This window comes from Pseudoalteromonas sp. ESRF-bin5 (genome assembly GCF_002632075.1).
GTDB classification, from domain to species: Bacteria; Pseudomonadota; Gammaproteobacteria; order Enterobacterales; family Alteromonadaceae; genus Pseudoalteromonas; species Pseudoalteromonas marina.
Genome location: NZ_NTLW01000130.1, coordinates 16,690 through 41,658, shown reverse-complemented (window position 1 = coordinate 41,658; position 24,969 = coordinate 16,690). Strand labels below are relative to the sequence as shown.

The 24,969-nt window shown below is 35.9% G+C and carries 21 protein-coding genes and 1 pseudogene; 2 read left to right on the top strand and 20 right to left on the bottom strand.

The window, feature by feature from the left end; translation table 11 throughout:
* Window positions 1–118: 118 nt before the first annotated feature.
* From BCG07_RS06955 to rfaH, 12 genes and pseudogenes are all read right to left on the bottom strand, one after another.
* Complete coding sequence (locus BCG07_RS06955; protein WP_286889484.1) at window positions 119–1,186, bottom strand: glycosyltransferase; 1,068 nt, start codon at window positions 1,184–1,186, stop codon at window positions 119–121.
* A 3-nt stretch (window positions 1,187–1,189) separates the two neighbouring features.
* Window positions 1,190–2,203 carry a glycosyltransferase family 4 protein gene (locus tag BCG07_RS06950; RefSeq protein WP_286889483.1) on the bottom strand — a complete coding sequence of 338 codons (1,014 nt, stop codon included), beginning with the start codon at window positions 2,201–2,203 and terminating at the stop codon, window positions 1,190–1,192.
* Window positions 2,196–3,335 carry a glycosyltransferase family 4 protein gene (locus BCG07_RS06945; RefSeq protein WP_286889482.1) on the bottom strand — a complete coding sequence of 380 codons (1,140 nt, stop codon included), beginning with the start codon at window positions 3,333–3,335 and terminating at the stop codon, window positions 2,196–2,198. Before BCG07_RS06945 ends, BCG07_RS06950 begins: the two co-directional genes overlap by 8 nt.
* Window positions 3,322–3,498, bottom strand: a pseudogene (locus BCG07_RS06940) (DapH/DapD/GlmU-related protein); the annotation flags it as partial. The pseudogene BCG07_RS06940 and the gene BCG07_RS06945, both read right to left, overlap by 14 nt.
* A gap of 304 nt (window positions 3,499–3,802) precedes the next feature.
* Window positions 3,803–4,252, bottom strand: coding sequence for an acyltransferase (locus BCG07_RS06935; RefSeq protein ID WP_286889479.1), 450 nt, complete (start codon window positions 4,250–4,252; stop codon window positions 3,803–3,805).
* Entirely contained in the window at window positions 4,242–5,489 is a 1,248-nt protein-coding gene (locus tag BCG07_RS06930) for a lipopolysaccharide biosynthesis protein (RefSeq protein ID WP_286889477.1), read from the bottom strand. The genes BCG07_RS06935 and BCG07_RS06930 overlap by 11 nt, the downstream gene beginning before the upstream one ends.
* Window positions 5,490–5,524: 35 nt before the next feature.
* Window positions 5,525–6,646: an EpsG family protein gene (locus BCG07_RS19905; protein ID WP_353743794.1), complete on the bottom strand. Its 1,122-nt coding sequence runs from the start codon at window positions 6,644–6,646 to the stop codon at window positions 5,525–5,527.
* Between the two features lie 8 nt (window positions 6,647–6,654).
* Window positions 6,655–8,457 (bottom strand): acyltransferase family protein, encoded by a 1,803-nt coding sequence (locus BCG07_RS06925; protein ID WP_286889475.1) that lies wholly within the window; start codon window positions 8,455–8,457, stop codon window positions 6,655–6,657.
* A 52-nt stretch (window positions 8,458–8,509) separates the two neighbouring features.
* Window positions 8,510–10,735, bottom strand: coding sequence for a polysaccharide biosynthesis tyrosine autokinase (locus BCG07_RS06920; RefSeq protein ID WP_286889473.1), 2,226 nt, complete (start codon window positions 10,733–10,735; stop codon window positions 8,510–8,512).
* Window positions 10,736–10,750: 15 nt separating this feature from the next.
* Window positions 10,751–11,185, bottom strand: a complete 435-nt coding sequence (locus tag BCG07_RS06915; RefSeq protein WP_058403315.1) for a low molecular weight protein-tyrosine-phosphatase — start codon at window positions 11,183–11,185, stop codon at window positions 10,751–10,753.
* 11 nt (window positions 11,186–11,196) lie between these two features.
* On the bottom strand, window positions 11,197–12,309 hold the full coding sequence (locus BCG07_RS06910) for a polysaccharide export protein (RefSeq protein WP_286889471.1): 1,113 nt from the start codon (window positions 12,307–12,309) through the stop codon (window positions 11,197–11,199).
* Between the two features lie 434 nt (window positions 12,310–12,743).
* Window positions 12,744–13,223: a transcription/translation regulatory transformer protein RfaH gene (gene rfaH / locus BCG07_RS06905; protein WP_039036310.1), complete on the bottom strand. Its 480-nt coding sequence runs from the start codon at window positions 13,221–13,223 to the stop codon at window positions 12,744–12,746.
* Window positions 13,224–13,551: 328 nt separating this feature from the next.
* Between rfaH and BCG07_RS06900 the strand changes: the two genes are divergently transcribed.
* Entirely contained in the window at window positions 13,552–14,937 is a 1,386-nt protein-coding gene (locus BCG07_RS06900) for an MBL fold metallo-hydrolase RNA specificity domain-containing protein (protein WP_286889469.1), read from the top strand.
* A gap of 208 nt (window positions 14,938–15,145) precedes the next feature.
* Window positions 15,146–15,622: an REP-associated tyrosine transposase gene (locus BCG07_RS06895; protein WP_286889467.1), complete on the top strand. Its 477-nt coding sequence runs from the start codon at window positions 15,146–15,148 to the stop codon at window positions 15,620–15,622.
* A gap of 481 nt (window positions 15,623–16,103) precedes the next feature.
* Here the strand turns inward: BCG07_RS06895 and BCG07_RS06890 are convergent, their stop codons facing one another.
* The 8 genes from BCG07_RS06890 to BCG07_RS06855 form a co-directional block, all read right to left on the bottom strand.
* Window positions 16,104–18,038: a polysaccharide biosynthesis protein gene (locus BCG07_RS06890; RefSeq protein WP_286889465.1), complete on the bottom strand. Its 1,935-nt coding sequence runs from the start codon at window positions 18,036–18,038 to the stop codon at window positions 16,104–16,106.
* A gap of 162 nt (window positions 18,039–18,200) precedes the next feature.
* Window positions 18,201–18,749: a sugar transferase gene (locus BCG07_RS06885; protein ID WP_286889464.1), complete on the bottom strand. Its 549-nt coding sequence runs from the start codon at window positions 18,747–18,749 to the stop codon at window positions 18,201–18,203.
* A gap of 28 nt (window positions 18,750–18,777) precedes the next feature.
* Window positions 18,778–19,707, bottom strand: coding sequence for an NAD-dependent epimerase/dehydratase family protein (locus BCG07_RS06880; protein ID WP_286889462.1), 930 nt, complete (start codon window positions 19,705–19,707; stop codon window positions 18,778–18,780).
* Window positions 19,708–19,715: 8 nt separating this feature from the next.
* Window positions 19,716–20,921: a glycosyltransferase family 4 protein gene (locus BCG07_RS06875; RefSeq protein ID WP_058428287.1), complete on the bottom strand. Its 1,206-nt coding sequence runs from the start codon at window positions 20,919–20,921 to the stop codon at window positions 19,716–19,718.
* A gap of 1 nt (window position 20,922) precedes the next feature.
* The gene (wecB, locus tag BCG07_RS06870; protein ID WP_039036304.1) at window positions 20,923–22,053 is read right to left on the bottom strand and encodes a non-hydrolyzing UDP-N-acetylglucosamine 2-epimerase; all 1,131 of its coding nucleotides are present in this window, start codon (window positions 22,051–22,053) and stop codon (window positions 20,923–20,925) included.
* Between the two features lie 38 nt (window positions 22,054–22,091).
* The gene (gene wbjC / locus BCG07_RS06865; protein ID WP_286889460.1) at window positions 22,092–23,201 is read right to left on the bottom strand and encodes a UDP-2-acetamido-2,6-beta-L-arabino-hexul-4-ose reductase; all 1,110 of its coding nucleotides are present in this window, start codon (window positions 23,199–23,201) and stop codon (window positions 22,092–22,094) included.
* The gene (locus BCG07_RS06860) at window positions 23,201–24,238 is read right to left on the bottom strand and encodes a polysaccharide biosynthesis protein (RefSeq protein ID WP_039036302.1); all 1,038 of its coding nucleotides are present in this window, start codon (window positions 24,236–24,238) and stop codon (window positions 23,201–23,203) included. The genes wbjC and BCG07_RS06860 overlap by 1 nt, the downstream gene beginning before the upstream one ends.
* A gap of 1 nt (window position 24,239) precedes the next feature.
* Window positions 24,240–24,965: a glycosyltransferase gene (locus BCG07_RS06855; RefSeq protein WP_052242849.1), complete on the bottom strand. Its 726-nt coding sequence runs from the start codon at window positions 24,963–24,965 to the stop codon at window positions 24,240–24,242.
* Between the last annotated feature and the right edge of the window lie 4 nt (window positions 24,966–24,969).

Here is a 24,969-nt window from a genome sequence, read left to right as displayed (position 1 = left end):
AAGCAATAAAGCTTAAAATTATTGTTTAATTTACTAAACGCTGAGCACATTGAAATTATTTGTAGAGACTGCGCAGAATTATCGGCTACATTTACAGTAGTTATATAGAGTAGCTTCCTCATTTACTATTTAAATCCTTAATTAGCCTTTTTGTAATAGCATCCCAAGAAAAATAGTTGGTTACTTTTTTTGCATGCTCACTATTTAGCAAGCCATCGTAATTTAAAAAAGAAGACTCTAAAGTCGACTTGATGTCATCGACATCTGTAGGTTCAAAATAAACAGCCTCATTTAGGGTAACTTCCCTAAATACTTTAATATCCGAGCAAACAACTAAACAGCCATATTTATATGCTTCAATCAATGGCATTCCAAAACCTTCGTATAATGAAGGCGAACAAAAAATCTTACTATTTTTATAGGTATCAGTTAACTGTTCTTCCGAAATTTGATCTAAGAACTCAAAACTATGTCCAGCTGAAGCACTAACCGAATTGGCCTTGTTTATAACTTCGCTCATTAACCCTAAATCGGAGCCAACAAAAACGATATTTAACTTCCTATGAATAATTTGATTCAGGGCCTCTAACAACCTAGCGTGATTTTTTCTTTCTTCATAAGTCGCAATATAGAGTAAATCAATCTCTCTGTTATTAAAGCCTCCCTCATAACTACCAGATACCCCATTGTAAGAAGTTATGATATTTTCACGATTCTTTGAGCATAAGTTTTCAACCAGTTCAGTCGTATAATTACTTACTGACACGACATTCTCGGAGTACTTAAGTTGGGCCTTTTGAAAAAAAGCACTAAATACACCCAACCCACCCCGTTTAAATTTATCGAAATTTCTCAAATCATGAATTAGTTGAAAGTGTTTATGACGTTTTAGAACAAAAAAAGTAGGTTTAGGCTGAAAATCGTTATAAAGAACGCCCTTTGGTAATCGCCATAAAAGTAAAGAAAGTTTCACCCAAGCTCTCAGGCGCTGCAATTTACTTTTAAAACCAGAAATTTCAATACAATTTTCCTTGGGACACCATGTAGGCCTATTACCTGAAGTTACAATACAAACTAAGTCAAATGCACTCGATTCCAGGAGCCTAATTCCAATTTCATCAAAACGCTTATTTGCACCCGTAACGTGATCATTTTTGTAGTACAAAGAACAGTAATATAAATTCATTAGCTAAACATACTTCCTTAATTTATTTTTTAAATCGTCAAAACTGTCTACTATAAATTTAGCCTCATAGTTTACTGCTTCAGGCAATCCTCCCTTATTACTTACCAAAACAGGAATGTCTAAAAAGTTCGCCTCTACAGCAACTCGTCCAAAAGCCTCATTCCAAATAGAAGGAACAATAACAACTTTCGCTCTTGAGAATGGATAGGCAGTATTATTAGACCACCCCATGTGTGTTACATTTTTCAGCGGTGAAATAAAGTTTTTATTTTTACCGAAAATATAAAACTTTTCGTTAGGGAAACACTTAGCTATTTCTAAAAATGTATCAACACCTTTGATTCTTGTATCACCTATCAACACAATTCCATCATTAGAGATGTTATTTTCATATTGAGCTTGCTTATAGTTCTTTTTCAGGCAATCAAAATCAACTTTTGGATAAATAACATCAGCTTGTACTTTGTACTTTTCCCAGAGGCGCTCTGCCATATAATTGGAGTTAGCTATTACCTTTGTAGCTTCATTTAACGCTTTTTCGTTATCTGAGTTGAACTTGTAAATACCAGGTAGCTCTACTGCCTTATATACGTCGCGGGCTAAACGTTTCAATCCACTATAGTAATTATTTATATCACCAAGTGATGTTTCGTCTCTTAAAAAATAGACAGACTCTTTACCTAACCTATTAGCAGCATTTACAACCGCAGGTGCCCAACGGTTTTGTGTAACAACTTTATCAAAGTCTAAGCTCGCTATTTTTCTCTCAATATTTTTTATATTTAATACATACTCGTAATAGAAAAACCGCTTCAAAATGGTAAAGTCATTGTATCCAACAAAATCGCTAGATAGCTGCTCAATTCCCCTTACATATTTATGACTCAGTTGTTCAGCAAAAAATATTGAAGATATTTTTGTTTGACTTTTGAGCAGCTCTTCAAGAAGGCTATTTTCAGCTCCACCCTGATTATAGGGGAAATTACGGGTGAAAATGATTGTTTTTTTATTACTCATGAGCTAAAGCCTTCATCACTTGCTTTATATATTTTTCCCACGTGTAACTTTCACTTTTAACGTGTGCGTTTTTTGAAATTTCGGCTAAATCCATTTTTTTAATTTGAAGCATTGCGCTTTTAAGCTCATCTGTATTAAAAGCATTTATAATTAAACCATCAACTTTGTGTTCAATAACACTCCCTGATTGGTATGTAACTATACAGGGCAAGCTGTTAGCCATCGCCTCATAAACAGACTTAGATGAGCCTTCCATTAAAGATGGAAAAACATACACATCACATTTTTCAAAGTATTCCTGCGTATTAATAAAACCAGGAAAAACTATATTGCTCTGCTCTAGCGTAGCGACTTTATTTTTAATCTCTTTTGTAACATTTCCACAAAGATGCAATGTATCATTTGAAAACTCAGGGCTATCCCAAGCATCTAGTAAAAAGTTTACCCCTTTACGAGAAGAAACATTTCCAGCAAACACAAAATCTAGACCATGTTTTTTACCTAATTTTGCCACGGTGTTTCGAAAAGGCTTCTGTACTGAGCCAAAGGGAATTACCTCAACCTTATCTTTGTTAGTTAATTCAACAACCTCTTTGTAAACAAAATCTGAAGGCACTAAAACTAGATCAGATAATTGAAAACATAAGCGCTCCCTTTCATCTAAGTGTGAATGATAGACCAGTTCTTGCGTTTGATAATTATCTATTGCTTTTTTTACATAGTTGTTAGGTGCAATAGGAATATCTAACACAATGCGAAACCCCATTCTTTTTAGGGCTTTTACGATAAAAGGTGATATTTCAATTACATAAGCCACTTTTTCGCTATGCGTTCGGGATTTAAAGTAAATGTAAGGCAGTAGTAATACAAAAAAGAATTCAAATAAAAGCAAGTCGGCTTTTCTAGTATTCAAACGTTTAAAATAGTTGCGTCGTAAATAATGCAGACCTCTAGGGATTAAAGAGAATACACCCAAAGAAAAAATATTTTTTGTATGCTTTAATACATTCCCTCTGGCAACAGTTATAAAACCAATCTTTTGATCTATTTGCTCTTTTTGAACATAAGAAAACCTATAACCTATATTTCCAGGCTTACCAATTATTGAATTAATTATATTAACTACAAACATTTTTTATCACTTTACAAGGGTTACCTACAGCAATACTGTTTGAAGGGATTGATTTAGTAACAACACTTCCTGCACCTATGGTTACGTTATCTCCAAGCTCAACACCAGGTAAAATAACTACATTAGCGCCAAGCCAAACATTTTTACCGATTTTAATGGGCGCTGAGTCTAAATGCTCATCAAGGTTACCCGGATTATGGTTAGAAGAAATAATCTTCACGCCTGGCGCTATATTTAAACAAGAATGGAGCTCTACCCCATTGAGAGCCTGTACATAAACACCCGGTGACTCAGCAAAACACCTAAACACCGCGTTAGATTCATTTTTATTAACTATAATACTTTTCGGTGAACGAATTCGAGAAGTGAAGTGTATTAAATATGGAAATTTATTATTATACCTAAGCACTTTTTGGATAAAATAATTAATGAAAAATAACGAAACTCCAATTTTACTTATCATATGGTCACCCATTTCTTATATTTTTTGCGGGTATACCTACAAGGGTACTACCTTCATTAATTTCACTTTTAGTAACAACCGCTGAAGCCCCAACAATACACTTACTTGCAAGCTGTACACCAGGTAGAATGACGGAATTTACGCCCAACCAACAGTTATCATCTATTTTAACAGAAGCGCTGGTATGCATCCTATCAGAGTCCAGTCCAGTAGTTAATATTTTACAACCAGCTGAAACACTTACATTATTTCCAATATAAACCTTATCCCTACAATTTATATAAGCCCCCTCATTAATTGTAACATTTTTTCCAAGTGTTAAATTTTTTGGGTTTTCTATAGTCACTCTTCCATAGATTTTGAGGTTACCTTTATTTCTAACACACCGGCTTATTACGAGCACAGATATTTTGTTCTCTATTCTTTTTTTTAGATTGTATATTTTAGTGAACAAAATTTAATTTCCTATTTAATAATACATACCAACATAGGTATAAAAACAAATTCAATAACGGTATTAAAATTAAAAACAAATCTTTGCCATAATAAGCTGTTAAAGGTAGCACAATACATAAGTAGCCCAACGTCATTAATAAATTCACATAAAGAGAAAGTTTGGGGTCTACACTGTTAGAGAAGGGCCGGCACCACCATGTATGCTGTATAAATGAAAAACTAATTAAAACGGACAAATACACAAATATTATCTCATCAAATTCATAGCCATCAAAAATACCTATTGGTAAATAAGTAATAGCTAAGAAAGTTATAAATGCATAAATCAATTGCATGGTTAAAATATAAAAAGAAGATTTTTTTATCACATTTTTTATTTTTTCAAAGTTACCAGATGCATAGTTTGTAACAAAAGCAGGAAAGTAAATATTAGATAGAGGATTTACTAAAAACGTAATAGGTAAAACTATTTTTTTGCAAAGTTCGTATAAACCAAGAAATGCCGGACCTATAAAAAAGCCAATAATTAAGTTATCTATTTTTTTATTACCACTTTTCACTAAACTAGATAAAAATGTTTTTATTGAGTACGAAAAAAAGCCACGTACTATTTTTCTACTTGAAAAGCACCAAAACTGACTTAAATATAATGTTCTGATTAACAGAGGTATAAACACGATAGTAGAAATAGCATACGTTAAAGCTATGCCAGTATGATTTAATTTTGTTGAGTAAATAATGAAAAACGTCGATAAAAGCCTTATAAGTGATGATATAAAGTTGATTATTATAACGTCATTATACCTTCCATCAGCAATCAGTAAGCCTTGCGTAGTACCAAATAATATACGCGTTAATGGATATAACCCATACAATAAAATAGCGTCGCTTTCTATATTAGAAAGTGCATCGAGTTGGTGATAGTTGAAGTAAAATACGCCGACCACAAAAAAAAAAGCAACGGTTATTATTATATCAAAGGTACAACCTGAAAAGATAACATCTTTCCTGCCATGATTTAACTTTGAAAAATATGTAACCCCTTCACTTGTCCTTGAACTTACAATATCGAGCATAACGCCTATCAGGCTCATTAGAAGTACGAATAAGCCAAATTCTTCATAACCTGCCGACTTAACATACAGAAAAGATAAAAATGCGCCTATAAGAGAGGTTAAGGCACTATAAAAATATATGGAGCCTAACTTATCTTTTAACTTTTTAAACAAAATCACAACTACCCCAAATAAACAACATTAAATCTCAATATTTAAACATTTAAATATGCAGAGTTTCTAATTAATGCAATGTAATTAAAAGCAACTACACACAATGAATAAGTTACAACTATTTTCCTCGGTACATACTTAATAAACATTATGTATAGTAAAGGGATTAATATCACTGTTAACCTATCTGCAACCGGAAAAACAGATACGAATAAGAAGTACACCCCAGACAATAAATAAATATATTTAATTAAAAAAGCGTCTTTCCGGCTGACTATACTAACAAACCCCCAATTAGTAATTGTTTGTGTATATAATAATAGTAATGGAATTATAATGTAAAAGCCGACCTGCAATTTTTTTGAAAAAGAGAAAACCAAGTCACCTGTCAATCCACTATTTGAATAAAAATCGGTAATATAATTTATATATTTAATCATCTGACTTGCTATAACTTGTGATGAAGCATCAGTGAAAATATTTATAACACCAATAATTATTAAGACTATTAAAACTCGTACTGGCAAGATAACAGCTAAGAATAAGAAAATAAAAAACAATAGAAATTGCATTTTATGTATAAAGTACATTAGAGGGATTAATGCCAACCAAATATACTTGCTTCTAAAAAATTTCAAAAGTACATATATTAATACCGCCGAGCACACAAAAGAACGAATAATATTAAAATAATGCTCTAATGCCATTCTATTTAGTAATAAAATTGTAAATAAAATAAACATTGATTCGAAATTAAAAAATTTAACCCTGTCGTGCTGTGATATTGAAGATATAAACAAAAGGACAAAAATACTTAATAATAAAGTAAAGATAGTATTTGAACTGGTAAATCTAGATAGTAGGTATAACAAATAAGAGAAGCCAAGATCCTTCTCTCGTTCAAGATCAGAGAAGTCGTCAATTATAGCCACTTCATGAAACCATCTTAGATACTGCTTAAAGTCATCGCTATAACTATAGTCTAATAAGTTAAGGTAAAACATAAATATTAGCGCGGCTATAAACGCACCAAATATTGCTAAGCTATCTCGATTAATATCAACTTTTAAAGTGTTTTTTTCATCATATATGAAGAGTAAAATGGAAATATTTAAAAAAAATAAAACACTAAAAAAAATAATGTAGAAGTCAACCAACGCCACGTCCCTATTTATTGTAACAACAAAGTTTTTATAATTTTGTCTGTAATATTTATTGAAGGGTGATTATCGTCAAAATAAAGAGGAATTCCTCCCTTTATGGAATAACAGTGCGTTAAATCGCAAAAATAACTTTTCGTATCTATAAGTTTAATTTTTTTATCTTGTATTTTATTTAGATAGCTAATTACTCGAGAATTATTTTTATTATAATTTTCAAGTGTAATACTTATTGAGGATACGCTATTGTCATTTATAAAATTATGCCTAAAAGCTATTGAGTTAACTTTACTATCTGAAGAAGGAATAGGCATCAGTATGTAAATATTCGCATTTGTCTTTGATAGGGTTTTGATAATTTTATCAAACGACTCAAAACTGTTATCATCGTCTTCGAAAAGAATAGTTCTGTAACTGATCACTATATTCTTTATTTTTTCATTGTTAACTATTTCAGACACCGATTTTTCTGTCCATGCCATACAGCCGTTAGTTTCTTTTAATTCAAAAGAAGGTTTACAGCCAGCATAACTATACTCAATTAAGCTATTTTTAGTTTTAGCTAGTTCTTTTGCCAGTGAATATGCAATTTCCTTTGCATGGCTATCACCCAAGACAGCCCAACTAGGATTTGGATAAAAGTAATTACAATTTTTTTTATCACATTCAGTATGAAAAGGACTTTTTTGAATATTAAGTAATGATGGAACACGTCTTTCTGAAAGGCCATTTTTAAAATAAATGTAAGAACTAGCGACAGTAAGTAATACTACACACCATAATGGTTTAAAAAAGAATACCCGCTTTAAGGTTAACTGACTAAACTTACCTTTACTATTTTTTTCAATTAATGAATAAGCAAAACTCCCAACAATAATAGCCCCTGCTCCTCCTAAAACATCATATAAAGGAGATGTTAATGAACAATAGAAAAAGGCTGTTTTTATCGGCCAGTGCCATAAATATATAGAGTATGATCGAGTACCGATAGCTTGAACAATTTCACTTTTATCGAAAGGCATATTTGTTGACGCTAAAATAATAATAAATGTAGCTAAAGCAGGGACCAAAGTGTAAAAGCTAGGCCAGCCATATCCAGAAGTTAGTGTTATTATCGATATAATCAGCAGAAAATAACCAACGTAGGCTAATGTTTTTTTTATTTTTTCTGATTGAGTTTTAATTGGATATAAATGAGCAACACCTCCTAGCATTAACTCCCAACCTCTAGATTGAAGAGAAAAGAAACCCAAGGACTGGTTTATATTAGATAAATACATTCCATATATAAACAACGCGGCCAGTGTGAAAATATAAAAACACTTTAAATACCTAGAAGGTAGTAAATAATTTATAACCAACATGTAAACAGGAAATAATATATAAAACTGCCATTCGACAGAGAGAGACCAAGTATGTAACAACCACTTATAGTTAGAGCTAACATCGAAGTAACCTGTTTCCATATAATAATTTATATTTGAGATAAACAGACCACTAGAAAATATATGTTTATTTAAATTTCTAAAGTCAAATATAGACAAATAGAAATAGCCAAAAAGCATTAAAGCAAAACATAAAAATACTAAAGGAGGTATTATTCTTACACAACGAGCACTATAAAACTCTATAAATGAAAAGGATTGTGCATTAATTTTATCAGATATAATTTTTGTCATTAGATAGCCTGAAATAACAAAAAAAATATCTACCCCAACAAACCCACCTGAAAGCACTTCTGGGCTAAAGTGATAAATTAAGACTGCCATTACAGCAACAGCCCTCAAAGTATTTATGTCACGTCTAAATTTCACAGCTGCCTACTTTTCATTGCCAGTGCCATTAAATTGAAACTACAATTTAGTTTCATTTTTTATCACTTTTGTACTCATAGTTATAATAACCATAATACCCATAAGCATTACTTGCTTTTTTAACCACCCCGTTAAATACTAGGCCTTTTACGTCTATCCCATTTTGCTCAAAGCGGTTGCGGGTTAGGTCTATTTCACGTAAGTGGTTTTGGCCAAAGCGTGCCACTAATAATGTAGTGCCGGTATGCGCACTCACTATAGCTGGGTCGGTTACTGCCAGTATTGGTGGGGTATCTATAATTACTATGTCGTAAGCTGCGCTTACCTCTTCAACTAGTTTGTTAAAGTTGCTGTGCATTAATAGCTCAGAAGGGTTTGGCGGTATTTGCCCGCGGGTAATTACATTTAAGCCTTCAACCTTGGTAGGCTTAGTTACCTGCGCTAAGTTTAAACGACCTGAAAGGTAATCACTAAGGCCATCGTCCCATTTTAAGCCAAACTGGGTTTGCAGGTAGCCTTTGCGCATGTCGGCATCAATAATTAGCACTTTTTTACCACTTTGCGCTAACACTGCTGCTAAGTTAACCGATATAAACGATTTACCCACACCTGGGCTTGGGCCCGATATAGCAACAATGTTGTTTTTAGCTTCCATCATCGCAAAGTGTAAGCTGGTACGTAAGCTACGCAGGGCCTCTATTGAAAGGTCGGCTGGGTTATCAAGCGCGAGCAAGCTTTTAGCTTTACCTGCTTTATTTTTGCGCCCTGTAAAGCCGGTTAGTTTATCTTGGTAGTCTGAGTAGGGTACACTTGCGTATACCGGTATGCCTAGGCCTTCAATTTCGCTTGGGTCTTCAACCCCTTTATGCATGGCTTTTTGTATAAGTACAATAGCCACTGCAAGCATGCCACCAAGCATAGTTGCCATTACTACTATTAATGCTTTTTTAGGTTTTACTGGCTTGCTGGTATTTACCTCGGCGTAGTCTATAACGCGTACATTACCTACCGTGCCAGCACGCACTATGTCTAACTCTTGGGTTTTACTAAGTAGCAGTGTATATATTTGGTTACTTACCTCAACATCGCGCTTTAAACGCAGTAGCTCTTGTTGGGTTTCGGGCAGGTTACCTACCTCGCCAATTAACTCATTTTTTTGGCTTTCTACTGCTTGTATTTGCTCAATAATACCTTGGTATGCGGGGTGGTCTTTTTTAAATTTACGACCTAGCTCTAGGCGTTTTAGGTTTAGCTCTTGTAGTTTGGTTTCTAGCTTTACTACTTGCTCGAGTACGCCTTGGGTCTCAAGCGTTATGTTTATTGACTGGCGTTTTATTTGGTAGTCGTTAAAACGTTGCTCGGCGTATTCAAGTTGTTTTTTAATTTCAGGTAATTGCACCTCTAAAAACTCAAGCGATTTTTGTGCCTCTGCGCTATTACGCTCAACATTACGGCGTACGTAAATAGCGGCTACTTTATCAAGCACTTTTTCAGCGTAACTTGGTTTTGTGCTTTGTAGGCTTAAATTAATTATGCCTGAGTCTTTACCTTTTTCGCTTGCGCCAATAGCTGCTTGTAAGTTAAGAATAGTATTAAGTCGGTCTTTACGGGCTAATAAAAACTCCGTACCTGGGCGCGCATTAAGCTTGCGCACTGTTAGGTTAAATTTACCGTTAGTAAGCTCTTCACCTACTTTACCAGCGAGTATTTCGTCGCCACCACCATTTAGCAGAGCAACACCGTTACCTGCCTGTGCTACAAGTATAAACTCTTGGTTTATAGCAGCACGTGGTACGTCAAACCTAAATATATTTATGCTTTCGCCGCCCCATGCGTAGCTGCTTGCACCAAAACTTGGTTCGGCTAAATCGCCCTCTTCCATGGGGGTAAACTTACGGTAAGCTCGCTCTCCAATAAATGGGAATAGTTTTGGCTCAGCTATTATATCAAGCTTAAGTGAATCTACCGCCTCACCAATTACACTGCGTGATTTTAGCAGCTCAATTTCGGTCACCGCGGCCGATGTACTTTCAAACATGCCGGCCATGTCGTCAAACCCGGGGACCGATGCACCGCCGTCTTCCACTTGTATCATGGCGGTGGCTTGGTAAACCGGTGTACTTAATACTGCATAAACCACACCTATAAACATAAACAGTGCTGTTATGCCTGCTATAAAGTATTTACGGTCGAGTAATGCGCCGAGTAGTGCCATTAAATCAATTTCTTGGGTGGGTTGTGCGGTGTTTTTATTTTTACTTTCAGGCTGGGTATTCATTAAATTAGCCATTCCTTATAAATACTTTTGCCAAGCGCTGCATGCGCTATCAATTAATGTGTAAACGTGTTCAAATGCCTCGGTACTTTGGCGGTATGGGTCGGGAATTTCGGCGTTGTTAATCCACTTACCTAGTAAAAATGTTTTACCGCGTGCCTCGGGGTAACGGGCGTGTACATCGTTTAAATGGCGCTCTTCCATAACCAGTATTACGCTATTTTGCGCAACAAGTGCAGACGACAACTGCCTGCCTTGGTGCTCATCCATGTTTACACCATGTGCTTGGGCAATTTGTTTTGCTTTTGCATCGGCAGGTTTGCCTTCAAGCGCAGTTAGTCCAGCCGACGACACTTTAATATTTTTACCTTCAAGCTTTTGCTTTAATACATATTCACCCGTTGGGCTGCGGCAAATATTACCAGCACATACAACTAATACAGAATCGAACATTGCTATGCGCCTTAGTTATTTATGTCGTTTAGGTTATCAACCGTTGATACCGACGGTAACAATAAGCTTATTACGCGGTTCCAACGAGCCAATGGTGCCGATGTTACGTAAACAATGTCGTGCGGTTGCAGCTCAAACTGCTCGGCTAATACCATTGCAGTAATGTTTTTAGCGTGCAGCTGGTATACGTTTGCAATAACACCTGTTTGTTCTACGTTACTTTTGCGCAGTACAAACACGCCATTGGCGTCGGCTGTGGTTTCGTTTAGGCCACCGGTGTCGCTTAGCGCTTCGGCTAGGTTTAAGCCATATCGGTTTAATACAATAGACCCTGCACGCTTTACATCGCCCAGTACAAATACTTTTTGTGCGTCGTTACGTGTTACATGAATTATGTCGCCGTGTTGAAGTAAACGGTTTTGCGAAATATCACCCTGTGAATAAAAGCTGTCGAGCTGTATGGTTTCTGTTTTGTTGCCACGAGTAAACGTTACTGTGCGCCAATCGGCGGCTTCTGTTAATCCACCCGCTTGGTTTAGCGCGTCAATTAGGGTAAGTGGTATTTCGGTAACTGGGTACACACCTGGCTGCTTCACTTCACCTGTCACATAAGCTTTTTGGCTATTGAAGCCCACAACTTTTATGTCTACCTGTGGGTTTTCAATCACTCGGCTCAAACGTTTAACTAGGTCTTCGCGTACTTCGCTAATAGTACGCCCTGCTGCTGGAATGTTTGGCGCATAAGCATAGGTAATGGTGCCGTCTTTTTGTACGCGAAAGCCATCAAACTCTGCGGTTCGTTGCACCGCTGCGGGTATTGTAAGTTCGGGATGATCCCACACACCTATAGTTAACGTATCGCCTATGCCAATTTTATATTCGTAATTACTTACGTTTACACCTGCGGTGTTAGATATTGGCTTTGCAGATGCACGTGCTTGTTTTTGTTGTTTAATTAGCGACGAGTCGATAATTTGAATATTTACTTTTTCGAGATCTTGCTCAAGGTTTTGTGTTTGCTCGCCAGATTCTATGCCTTCAAAATGGCTACCTGGTACTATGGTGCAACCGGTAACTGATAGTATTGCGAGTGAAGTGATGAGTGATTTACAGCTTAACGCCATCGTAGAATCCCAAAATTATTTTAAATATTGCACTTGCCCACCAACCTTGGTGAGTACTTGTATTTTATCGGCTAATTAAAGCATGAGCTTACTTTGCACGCAAGCCGAAACACGCTTTTGCGCTTTGGCATTCGCTTAAATAAGTATTTATGCTTACTCAGTATTTTATAAAATATAGACAGCAAACAGTGGCTGATTTACTTTATGAGTTATTAGCATTCACGCTGGCAAACTACGCGTCTATGAATAGCCCTTCGGGCACGCTTCACGTTCCAGTTCGTCGCAGAGCTCCTCTCGCTCCAGCTTGAAAGCAAAACCATTTGCTTATCTAGCCCTTCGGGCACGCTTCCGCCCCTAGGTTGCAGTTCCTACTTACTGATAAAAGCTAAACTTTGATGAGCGGGGTAATAATTTAATACTTGCCACTAAGGAGTTTATTTAAAATCATTGTTGTCTATGCTTATTTCTACTTCTTTGTTAAGCAATTTAATTAACAAAATGCTTCGGATGTCTCCATCCGGTTCTTTATATATGGCATCTATATTGTTAAACGAGTTGTTATTTACGTTTACCCTATCACCTGATTTTGGCAGTTCGGATTTAGTAGTGTACAAACGTTCACACTTTAGTTGTTCTATTATTTGTATTGGTACAATTTGGTATTTGGCACCATATGCAACAAAACTTGCTATTCCGCGTGTGTTTTTTACAGCAGAAAAGTTACCGTTTTTTGAATCAAGGAACACAAATAAATAATTTGGAAATAAAGCAGATTTTTTGATGGTCTTACGACCTTTGACCAGCCTTTCGGTAGTCAATTGGGGGTAAAATGCTTCAATCCCTTGATTATTTAAGTTGGTTTTTGCCCGCTCTTCCTGACGAGGTTTACACACTACTAAATACCAACTTTCCATAGCAATCCCACATAACAAAATTGCAATTAACACAAGATTAAACTAAATCAGGTGAGCATTATAGCTAATACTAAACACCTATGTAAACTGGCAATTAAAATAAATAATGCCAAACTTATGCTTTGAGTACTAAGTTTATCACTAAAAATAAACTTAACTAATTATGTAACAGTAACTTAACACTGGTAACGTTTAAAATTGATTTTGTTAAATATTTTTACATATCTTATTTTAAATCTGATGAGTTAACTTATTTTCGGAAAAACATAGTAAAACAGCTATTTTTACCACTTTTTATTTTAACTAAATTTTAACACAAGGAGAGTGTATGCATTTACTTCACCACGGGGCTGTAAACGGTGTTACAGGCTCATGCCATGAGCTTTTAATTAATGAGCAAACAAGTGTACTTGTTGATTGCGGGTTATTTCAAGGGGAGGACTCAAAAGAAGACTTATCAATAGAATTTGATATTAGCCATGTTACCGCGCTTATTGTTACGCATTGCCATATTGATCATGTTGGCCGAATTCCCTATTTATTTGCCGCCGGCTTTAAAGGGCCAATATTTACCTCGCAAGCTTCAGCCAGTTTATTGCCGCTAGTAATAGAAGATGCGCTAAAAGTGGGCGTAACACGCGACCCTAAAATTATAAATGCCTGCTTAAACCTACTAAAGCGACGCATTGTACCCGTTGATTTTAAAACATGGTTTAACTTGCCATGCAATGGACAGCAAAGTGCTAAAGCGCGATTTCAGCGAGCCGGGCATATTTTAGGTTCAGCCTATGTTGAAATTGACATTAAAACTCATAAGCAAAGTACTAAACCAAATAGCACTCACCGCGTTGTATTTTCGGGTGATTTAGGCGCTCCATACACGCCATTACTCCCCTCGCCTAAAGCGCCTTATAAAGCCGATACTTTAGTGATTGAATCTACTTATGGTGATAAAAACCATCAAGGGCGTAAACAGCGTACCCAAACACTTAAAAAAATAATAGAGCGTGCGGTTGCAGATAATGGCGTGGTGCTAGTGCCTGCATTTAGTATTGGCCGAACCCAAGAACTTCTATACGAACTAGAACAACTTATACATAGCTCTGCCAAGCATACTAAATGGCGAGATATACACGTAATACTCGACTCTCCCATGGCAGCAAACTTTACTGCTCAATATAGAAAGTTTAAACACTTATGGGATAACGAAGCAAAACAGAAAGTAGCCAAAGGCCGTCACCCACTTGATTTTAAAAACCTAACCACGGTTGATTCGCATAAAGAACATATTTCCATTATTAATTACTTAAGTACGCGCCAAACGCCTGCTATTATTTTAGCCGCCAGCGGTATGTGTACCGGAGGCCGAATAGTTAATTACCTAGAACGATTTTTAGGTGATGCAACCACCGATGTTTTATTTGTGGGCTACCAAGGGAGAGGCACGCTAGGCCGTGATATTCAACAATACGGCCCACGTAATGGTTATGTATTTATAAACAATACACGCGTTACCATTAATGCCAAAGTACACACTATTAGCGGTTATAGTGCACATGCCGATCAAAACGGGTTAATTAAGTTTGTAACGGGTATGCGTAAAAAGCCAAGCCATATAAAAATTGTGCATGGCGATGATGATGCAAAAGCTGCATTGGCAAATAAATACAAAGAGGTGTTGGGTGAGAGCGTTAAAATTGAAATAGGAAGTTAGCTTTAACGCGCCAGCAAGCATGGTGCCTACGTGGGGTTAAAGCTTGATATTAGAGGTTTGGGGTACCTTTGTAGGCGTGAAGCTTGCTCACGCGAATAGTTAAATATAAACGCTTTTAACGCGCCAGCAAGCATGGCGCCTACATGGTGTTAAACCTTAATATTAGAGGTTTTGGATATCTTTGCAGGCGTGAAGCTTGCTCACGCAAATGGATTTAAAAGGTAAAAATTATATGGTAAACACACATAAACGCTTAAAAGGGCGGTGCCCTACAAGTAATGCCTTTTTCTCTATCACTTTATGTTGTAACCATCGCAAGCCATTATTTTCTAACTTCGTAAATGCACGTTTAGTTACTAAAGAACTGTATTTTTTTTCTAAAAATAATTCAATAAACACTATTTGTTATGTAGTTATGCCCGATCATGTTCATTGGCTCTTACAGCTTGGCAACACTCCTAACCTATCAAACCTAATTAGAAAGTTTAAAAATATTACAACGTATAAGCTTAATCAACAAAACTGTACCCACGGAAAAATATGGCAATCAAATTATTATGATCACAAAGTAAGAGATGAAAAGGACTTAATAACTCAAGCAAGATATATAGCTGCTAACCCTTTACGAGCAGGGTTAGTAGATAATTTAAGGGAATACCCTTATTGGAACTCTGTTTATTTATAGATTTTAACGCGCCAGCAAGCAAGGCGCCTACGTGGGGTTGAGCCTCAACATTAGTGGTTTGACATACCTTTGTAGGCGTGAAGCTTGCTCACGCAAATGGTTAAATATAAACGCTTTTAACGCGCCAGCAAGCATGGTGCCTACGTGGGGTTAAAGCTTGATATTAGAGGTTTGGGGTACCTTTGTAGGCGTGAAGCTTGCTCACGCGAATAGTTAAATATAAACGCTTTTAACGCGCCAGCAAGCATGGCGCCTACATGGTGTTAAACCTTAATATTAGAGGTTTTGGATATCTTTGCAGGCGTGAAGCTTGCTCACGCAAATGGTTAAATGTAAAAGCTATGCTTTTAAAGCGCCAGCAAGCAAGGCGCCTACATGGTGTAAACCTTAATATTTGTGGTTTGGCATACCTTTGTAGGCGTGAGCTTACTCACGCGAATTATTAGACCTAAAACACCAACAATCGTCTTAATAAAGCTACTCAAGAACTACTTATGTTAGGCAAAACGGTTACATTTGATTGGCTAGTTTGTTTTTCTTTCCAGTTAAGATCGCAAATACCATCCGTAGGTGAAAACGCTGTGGGTGCTTGTAAAAGTAGCTTACGAATTTGAGGATGGTCAGACTCGTCACATGCAACTTTTAGATTAGCTAAAAAGGTATCTAATTCAGCCCATGGCATTTTTATTTCGTGAGCACTTAATATTCTTGGGTGATCAGTCCCAGTAACGTTATCGCCAATTAATAACTCTTCGTATAACTTTTCACCTGGGCGTAAACCAGTACATTTAATTTCTATATCGCCATTTGGTCGTTTTTCATGCTTAACTTCAAGCCCTGACAAGTGCACCATTTTTGTTGCAAGGTCTTTAATTTTTACAGGCTCCCCCATATCAAGCACAAACACATCGCCACCGACCCCCATTGCACCAGCTTGAATAACAAGCTGAGCGGCTTCTGGTATTGTCATAAAGTAACGCGTTATATCTTGATGGGTTAATGTTATTGGGCCACCTGCTTTTATTTGTTTTCTAAAAAGCGGCACAACCGAACCCGATGATCCTAAAACATTACCAAATCTAACCATGGTAAAGCGCGTGGTGCTTTGCACCTCTGAAAGGCCTTGCAAAACAAGTTCGGCCATACGCTTGGTTGTTCCCATTATATTTGTTGGGCGAACAGCCTTATCGGTAGACACTAAAACAAATGTTTCTACATTAGTAAATATGGCTGCGGTTGCTACATTATAAGTTCCGTAAACATTGTTGCGAACACCTTCAACTACATTATGTTCTACTAGTGGGACATGCTTGTAAGCTGCGGCATGATATACAGTTTGAATACTAAAAGTTGAAAATGTTGATTCAAGTAATTTTTTATTTTGAATGGAGCCAAGTATTGGTAACACTTCAATATTTAGGTTGTTGGCAACGCAATATTCTGAAAGCTCTTTTTCAATAGCGTATAAAGCAAACTCTGAAAGCTCAAACAACACAATTTTTGTTGGAGTATTTTTTATTATTTGCCTACACAGCTCTGACCCTATTGAACCACCTGCGCCAGTCACCATAACGGCTTTATTGGTAATATTTGATGACATTAAATCTTGTCTTGGTTTAACTGATTCTCTGCCAAGTAGGTCATCGATTTCTACATCCTTAATTGCATCAACACTTGTAGTGCCCGACACTATATCGGCCATTCCAGGTATGGTCATCACCTGTAACTTGTACTTTTCAATTGCGTTAAGTATTTCTTTACGGCGGCTTCTTGATGTGCTTGGCAGGGCAAGTAAAATCTTCTTAGCACATTTTTGCTTTGCAACTTCTGCTATTTGTGTAGATGAGTACACGCATACTCCCTGTATTACAGATAAATGCTTTTTAGAGTCATCATCGATAAATGCAACAGGTGAATATTCAGGCCCGCTAGCAAGCGCGGTAGCTAATTGCCGACCTGCAGATCCTGCACCATATATAATTACACCTTCTTTGCGACGCATGGTGATTTGCCCTACAATGGCGCGCGCTGTTAACCTTGACCCACCTACAAATAAAATACAGAAACTAGCATATATAAATGGCACAGTACGCGGAACCGCGGCACTTAAAAAGAAAGACAAAACAGTTAAATATAATGTAGATAGCACAACGCCAGCGGCAATGGCCCACATAGCTTGTGTATTCATATATCGTAGAACAGCTCTGTATAATCCTAGCTTCACAAAACTAAGTAAACTCAGTGGTAACAAAGCGGCTAGTAATAACCAATTGTGTATGCTTTTTAAAACAACTACACTATCTAGCCTAAGCAAAAAAGAAAGCCAAAAAGCCACTATTATAAATACGCTGTCGATAAGGAGAGAAATAACTCTTTTTTGGGGGCGTGGTAAACTAACTAAAAACTTTAAAAACACAATACATTTCCCTGAAGCCAGCAATCATATTGCTATTCTATTGGCTACAATTTTACTACAAGATGAGCAACCAATGCACTTAATAAATAAAGACTATAGGCAATATTTTATATAGTCTTTATGTATTTAGTTATTTTTTGTAAATTTGTGTATGTTATGTTGCTATTTTACTCTATCGCCACTGCCACTTCCTGTTACTGTTTGCAGTATATAAGTAAAGTAATCTTTAAGGTTTAGCGTGGCAATCATTTTTGCATCGGTTTCAGCTAACAGCTCTGGAGTAGACATATCTATTTCGCTCACTTGTGCCAAGCCAGTAATGCCAGGGCGTACATTGTATATATTTTTAGCATCACGAGCCTGAGTAAGTTCTTGCTGATTAAATAGCCCGGGACGTGGTCCAACTAAACTCATTTCACCTTTAAGTACATTCCAAAGCTGCGGTAGCTCATCTAATTTAGTTTTACGTAAAAAACCACCAAAACGAGTGATAGATGCACTGCTTGCAAGATGGCTAGCCACCGACGCTGTATCTACTGACATTGTTCTAAATTTAACTAAAGTGAAAGGTTTTTTATTACGACCAACACGCTCTTGTTTAAATAGTGGTGAGCCAGTATCGAATAAGCCAATAAGGTATAAAATCAATAAAAACGGTAAAGCAAACAATAAACCAAAAAGTGAAAAGAAAAAATCGAGTACACGTATCATTTATAATTCCATATTATTAAAATAGTAGTTATTTAAAGCAACGACGAATGCCTTCTTCCAGAGTAATTGGCGGCTTCCAGTTTAATGTACTTTTAGTATGCTCAATATCAACAATTAACGAACTTGAAAATCTTTCAACGGTATCTTTTTTGCCAACTATAGAAGCTATGAGTTTTAAAAAAGATACTGGAATAGGTATCAACCAAGGCTTTTTACCTGCTGCCAACGTAAGCTTTTTCAAAAGATTTGATGTCGATATATCCTCATCATCGCTTACCAAAAATGTATGATTAACAGCATTTGGATGATCAATACATGTAACTATTAGATCAACTAAGTTATCTACAGCTACAAAGCTGCGCTGATTATTAATTGCACCCAAAGGAAGTGGTAGATTCCTCTGTGCAACATTTAAGAGTTTACCAAAGTTACCTGGAGCATTTTTGCCATAAACTAGAGGAGGTCTAATTATAACGAGCTCCATATCAGTATTCTTTACTATTTTTTTTAGCGCTATTTCAGCTTCATACTTAGAAATAGCATAATTTTCAATTGGAGTAGGTTTATCGTTATATTTAAAAGGAGATGAGTTTGATACCCCATTTACTCCTATAGAACTCATAAAAATAAACTTTTTAACACCTGCAATTACGGCTTGCTTCGCTAAGTTGACGGTACCATATGTATTTACCGAGCGGAAAGCTTCCAGCGACGACGCATTACTTACCTCATGTGCTTTCCCTGCTAAGTGAATGACAACATCGGCTTCTGCAAGTAACTCACTCCAACCCTCTTTTTGATTTAAACCTGGACATAACTGAAAGTTCGGCGGCAATGGCTCTCTTGCTAACGGTATAAAATTAAGGTAGTTGTATTTACTTAAATTTGAGCATAGAGCTTTACCAACAAAACCTTTAGCACCAGTTATAATGATTTTTTTACTAAAATTACTTGCCAATTTTTATCTCAATTTTGTTTTTCAAACAGTTCATCTACCAGGGATTTATACTTTTCAAGTGATTGTTCTTCAGAAAAGTGGTCAATCATACACTTCCGAGGGTAAATGCGATTATTAACTGTTAACCAGTTTTCGGATATTGTATCAATACTCTCGGCTAAAGTTACTGGGTTACCACTTTCACAAAACCAGCCTACATTATGCTCATTTATTAATAGATCCAACTCAGACTCCTTATCAGCCACTAATAAAATAGGTTTGTCTGCAGCCATAGAAAAATATGCCTTGCTAGGTACACCTAAACCATACATTCCCTGCCCAAGAGTAACTAAGGCTATATCGCCACAATTTAAGCCTATATTATTATCTTTTAGCTGTAGTTCACCGTAATAGTAACTATTCCTTTTACCAACTGATGAAACAAACTTCTTCACCAAATGGTCTTCTGAACCACCACCAATGAATAAAAACCTGCTAGACTCCGATTTCACTAGCGCGATAGCAGATAATAAATTATCGATACCCTGCAAACGACCGATATTTCCAAAAAAACAAAAAACCAAATTGTTTTGCCAATTAAGCTTTTTAATTATTTGGTTTTCGTTTTTAGCCATCATCTTTATTTTATTATGATCAGCCCAATTTGGTACTACTACAATTCTTTCTTGAATCACACCTTTTTGCTGAAGCTTAACCGCCATATCTCTACCAATAGGTGTAATTATATCTGGGGTTCGATACAAAAGTGAGAATACTTTATTCACCAATTTGTACTTCAATCCTAACTGCATTACACCTGATGGAATTAAATTGTCAGGAAATATATCGTGGCATAGCATTATCCACTTGAAGGCTTTAAGCTTCTTAATTAACCCGGTAAAAAACATGCTAATTATTGGGTTAGTTCCAGTAAAAACTATATCTTCTTTACTAATATATTTAAGAATATGCCTGTTAAAAGACCATGCATATTTCAATTGTCCAAAAACTCTTGATACTAATTTATTTTTATCAAAAGCAATATCTTTAACATAGTAAACGTTAAGCTTATGCTCGCGAAAAAAGCTTTCTGTATGCGAGTTTTTAGGACATATAACAATTAATTCATAATGTTTATTAAAAAATAATGCAATTTTCGCCCAATAAAAAGCTGTAGAATTATGATTGAGACCAATATATTCAGTAACTATAAATATTTTATTATTTTTACTCAATTTAATATTTTTTCCATACAACTCTATTTACATAGTCAGTGTAAGAATGGATTATTCTCACCACTTTATCTGCAACATTTGGCATGCTGTAATCATAAACCTGGCGAAGTAAGCGTTGTTCCCCTGCAGGTTGAGATTCCAATATACGTAACCCCTGCATAACTCGCTCAACCCCTAAACCGACCATCATTACTGATGCCTCTTCCATTCCTTCAGGGCGCTCATGAGCTTCTCGTAAGTTCAATGCAGGAAAGTTCATAATAGAAGATTCTTCATTGATTGTTCCACTATCAGAAAGTACAGCTTTTGCATTTTTTTGTAAGTTATTATAATCATGAAAACCTAAAGGTTTTAATAATCTAATATTTTGATGAAACTCAATGCCCTGTGCTTCTATTCTATTTCTTGTACGTGGGTGAGTAGAAATAATTACAGGCATGTCATAATGTTCAGCAAGCGTGTTAAGCGTTTCAGCTAAGTATGCTAGTTGTTTTGGGGAGTCAACGTTTTCTTCTCTGTGAGCACTGACTACAAAAAACTGACCCTTTTGCAGTTCCAGTTCATTTAGTACACTTGAATCATCAATTTGAGGCATATAGTGGTTTAATACTTCAAACATCGGGCTACCTGTTTTTATCACGCGGTCTGCCGGTACCCCCTCTGCTAACAGGTAATCTCGTGCAATAGTGCTATAAGTCAGGTTTATATCAGCAGTATGATCAACTATTTTGCGGTTAGTTTCTTCAGGTACTCGCTGATCAAAACAACGATTACCTGCTTCCATATGAAATATTGGAACTTTTCGACGCTTTGCAGGAATTGCTGAAATACATGAATTTGTGTCACCTAACACAAGCATCGCTTCTGGATTAACTTCTTCAAGTACTTGGTCAACTTTAATAATTACTTGACCAATTGTTTCTGCAGCATTTTTACCTGCAGCATTTAAAAAATAATCAGGCTTTCTTACACCTAAATCGTTAAAAAAAACTTCATTAAGTTCAAAATCATAGTTTTGACCAGTATGTACCAAAATATGTTCGCAATGCTCATCAAGCTTAGCAAGTACTCGAGATAAACGGATTATTTCTGGTCTTGTTCCTACAACAGACATTACTTTTAACTTTTTCATTTTTTTCACTTTAAACTTATTAAATTAAATAACGCACTTTATAAAGGCATAGCGATAGTATCTGGTTTCTTTCTATCGAATATTTCATTTGCCCACAGCATAACGATTAGGTCTTCTGTACCAATATTAGTTATGTCGTGAGTCCAACCTGGTATAGTTTCTACTATAGTGCGGACTTGTTCCGATGTTGTAAGTTCATACTCTTCGCCTGTGACAATGTGCTTAAACTTAAATCGAGCATAACCCTTTAATACTAAAAACTTTTCATTTTTAGTATGGTGATAGTGCCCACCGCGAGTAATACCTGGGTGCGCAGTGAAAAATGAAAACTGACCTGAATCATTTGTTTTAAGCATTTCGCTGAATGAGCCTCGCTCATCAGTATAACTTGGCACGTCATAATTAAACTGCTCAGGTTTAAAATAACTCAGATAAGTAGAATAGAGCGCTCGTTCAAACCCAACACCTACCTTACTCGTTATTAGAGAGGTGCGACTTTGTTTATAATCATTCAATAAGCTAACAACCTTACCTACTGAAGTTTTGTAAACAGGCTCTACATAATTATACTCTTCAGACTTTGAAGGTGTATTGATTAGTAAGTTAACAAATGCATGACAAACATCATCTATGTAAACAAGATTAATGGGTGCATCAGCTTTGTGTACAGTAATTGGTAAATCGTTTATTACGTTATAGCAAAAGGTAGCCACTGCAGAATTATAATTAGGTTTACACCACTTACCAAAAACATTCGGTAGTCTATAGATGTATGCCGTGCTTCCAGTTTTTTCCCTGTAAGAAAAAATAGCGGACTCTGCACCGGCTTTACTTTTTCCATATGGATTATTTAATTCAGCCTGAATTGATGATGTAAGTAAAATTGGAGTGCTTCGTTTATTATTGACTAGTATATCAACTATTTTTTTTGTTAAGTCAGTATTACCCGCTTGAAACTCAGCGTCATTTTCAGGTCTATTTACACCTGCTAAATGGTATATAAAGTCAGCACTGTTTACCTTTTTATCAATACTTTCATCAGTGTCATCGCGGGTTATTGTTTCTATACTTTCAAAACCAGCCTCTTTCAAATGAATGCATAAATTTTTACCAATAAAGCCGTTAGCACCTGTTACTAAAATATTCATTACACACCTTCTGGTACTATTAATTTACCAGCTTCAATATCACGCATAAAGTCAAGTTTACGTAATAACTGCTTCATCCCTTCAACATCTAAGCGAGCTGTATTATGCGAATTGTAATCTTCGACATTAGATAAGTCTTTTTCACCTTGTTCAGTATATTGCGCATAGTTCAAATCACGATTATCAGCAGGTATACGGTAATATTCACCCTGATCTTGTGCTATGAACATTTCTTCACGGCTACATAATGCTTCAAACAGCTTTTCGCCGTGGCGAGTACCGATTACATTTACTAAATGCTCCGGTGTTTTTAACATTTCAAGCAATGCTTTAACTAACACGTCAATGGTTGCAGCAGGCGCTTTTTGTACAAAAACATCACCATTTTGGCCATTTTCGAAAGCATGTAATACTAAATCAACCGCATCGTCTAAAGTCATCATAAAGCGAGTCATGGTAGGGTCGGTAATCGTAATTGGCTCATTATTAACTACCTGGCGAATGAACAATGGAATAACCGAGCCTCGTGATGCCATAACATTACCGTAGCGAGTACAACAGATTGTAGTGTTCGTGTGCTCTAAATTTCGGCTTTTTGCAACGATCACTTTTTCCATCATCGCTTTTGAAATACCCATAGCATTAATTGGGTACACCGCTTTATCAGTACTTAAACACACTATACGCTCAACATTATTCGCTATAGCAGCTTCTAGCACATTCTCTGTACCTAATACATTTGTTTTTACGGCTTCTAGTGGGTAAAACTCACATGATGGAACTTGTTTTAATGCTGCCGCATGATAAACATAATCAACACCGCGCATAGCCATTGAAATACTTTGAGGATCACGAACATCGCCAATGTAAAACTTTAGTTTTTCATTATTAAAAGCCTTACGCATATCATCTTGTTTTTTTTCATCCCGAGAGAAAATACGAATTTCTTTGATGTCTGTATTTAAAAATCGGCTGAGTACAGCGTTACCAAATGAGCCTGTACCACCTGTTATGAGTAGTGTTTTATTTTTGAACATTCTAAACTTTTAACCTCAAATAAGATAAATATAATAATTTTATAAACTTGGTTCTAATTTTAATTTTTTGTAAAAACGTAAGGCCCTTTTTAGGGCTTAAATTATTGTTATGCTGTCGATAACTTATCAATACTTTGTCATCGAAATATAAATTAGAAGAAACTACACCAAAGGCATTTAACCAATGATCATGTGAGTATACTTGTTTTGGAAAAGGCACAATAAGAGGTACTATTTTTTTTCTAAAAGCCATAGCGCATCCATAACACTTCGGCTTAAGAATTGTTAATAAAACCTTACTATAGTAATTTTTCTGATTAAAGGAGGGAGGTACATAATTGAAGGTTTTATCTAATAAATTTCCATCACTACTAATAGTCTCCATGCCATGATGTAAAATATCTACGTTAGAATTCATTTCATCATTAAAAAAATCGGATATATATTTAACTTTATCTTCATTCCAAATATCATCTTGATCACTCAAATAAATGATATCACCTCGTGCTTCATAGATTGCTTGTTCAAAATTTTTTACATAGCCAAGATTTACTGGGTTCTTTTTGACTTTGACAATAGAGTTTACTTTAGAGAAATTAACTAGAAACTCATACGTGCCATCAGTAGATTTGTCATCAAAAATTAAAACTTCATCTGTAGAAGACAACTGATTCAATATACTGTTTAATTGTTGCTCTATGTAAGCTATGCCATTATATGTGGTCATACAA

What these genes read in the sequence shown, in the direction of transcription:
- BCG07_RS06955 (WP_286889484.1), bottom strand. Translation starts at nt 1,186, where the DNA reads ATGAATTTATATTACTGTTCTTTGTACTACAAAAATGATCACGTTACG.
- BCG07_RS06950 (WP_286889483.1), bottom strand. Translation starts at nt 2,203, where the DNA reads ATGAGTAATAAAAAAACAATCATTTTCACCCGTAATTTCCCCTATAAT.
- BCG07_RS06945 (WP_286889482.1), bottom strand. Translation starts at nt 3,335, where the DNA reads ATGTTTGTAGTTAATATAATTAATTCAATAATTGGTAAGCCTGGAAAT.
- BCG07_RS06920 (WP_286889473.1), bottom strand. Translation starts at nt 10,735, where the DNA reads ATGAATACCCAGCCTGAAAGTAAAAATAAAAACACCGCACAACCCACC.
- BCG07_RS06915 (WP_058403315.1), bottom strand. Translation starts at nt 11,185, where the DNA reads ATGTTCGATTCTGTATTAGTTGTATGTGCTGGTAATATTTGCCGCAGC.
- BCG07_RS06910 (WP_286889471.1), bottom strand. Translation starts at nt 12,309, where the DNA reads ATGGCGTTAAGCTGTAAATCACTCATCACTTCACTCGCAATACTATCA.
- rfaH (WP_039036310.1), bottom strand. Translation starts at nt 13,223, where the DNA reads ATGGAAAGTTGGTATTTAGTAGTGTGTAAACCTCGTCAGGAAGAGCGG.
- BCG07_RS06900 (WP_286889469.1), top strand. Translation starts at nt 13,552, where the DNA reads ATGCATTTACTTCACCACGGGGCTGTAAACGGTGTTACAGGCTCATGC.
- BCG07_RS06895 (WP_286889467.1), top strand. Translation starts at nt 15,146, where the DNA reads ATGGATTTAAAAGGTAAAAATTATATGGTAAACACACATAAACGCTTA.
- BCG07_RS06885 (WP_286889464.1), bottom strand. Translation starts at nt 18,749, where the DNA reads ATGATACGTGTACTCGATTTTTTCTTTTCACTTTTTGGTTTATTGTTT.
- wecB (WP_039036304.1), bottom strand. Translation starts at nt 22,053, where the DNA reads ATGAAAAAGTTAAAAGTAATGTCTGTTGTAGGAACAAGACCAGAAATA.
- wbjC (WP_286889460.1), bottom strand. Translation starts at nt 23,201, where the DNA reads ATGAATATTTTAGTAACAGGTGCTAACGGCTTTATTGGTAAAAATTTA.
- BCG07_RS06860 (WP_039036302.1), bottom strand. Translation starts at nt 24,238, where the DNA reads ATGTTCAAAAATAAAACACTACTCATAACAGGTGGTACAGGCTCATTT.
- BCG07_RS06855 (WP_052242849.1), bottom strand. Translation starts at nt 24,965, where the DNA reads ATGACCACATATAATGGCATAGCTTACATAGAGCAACAATTAAACAGT.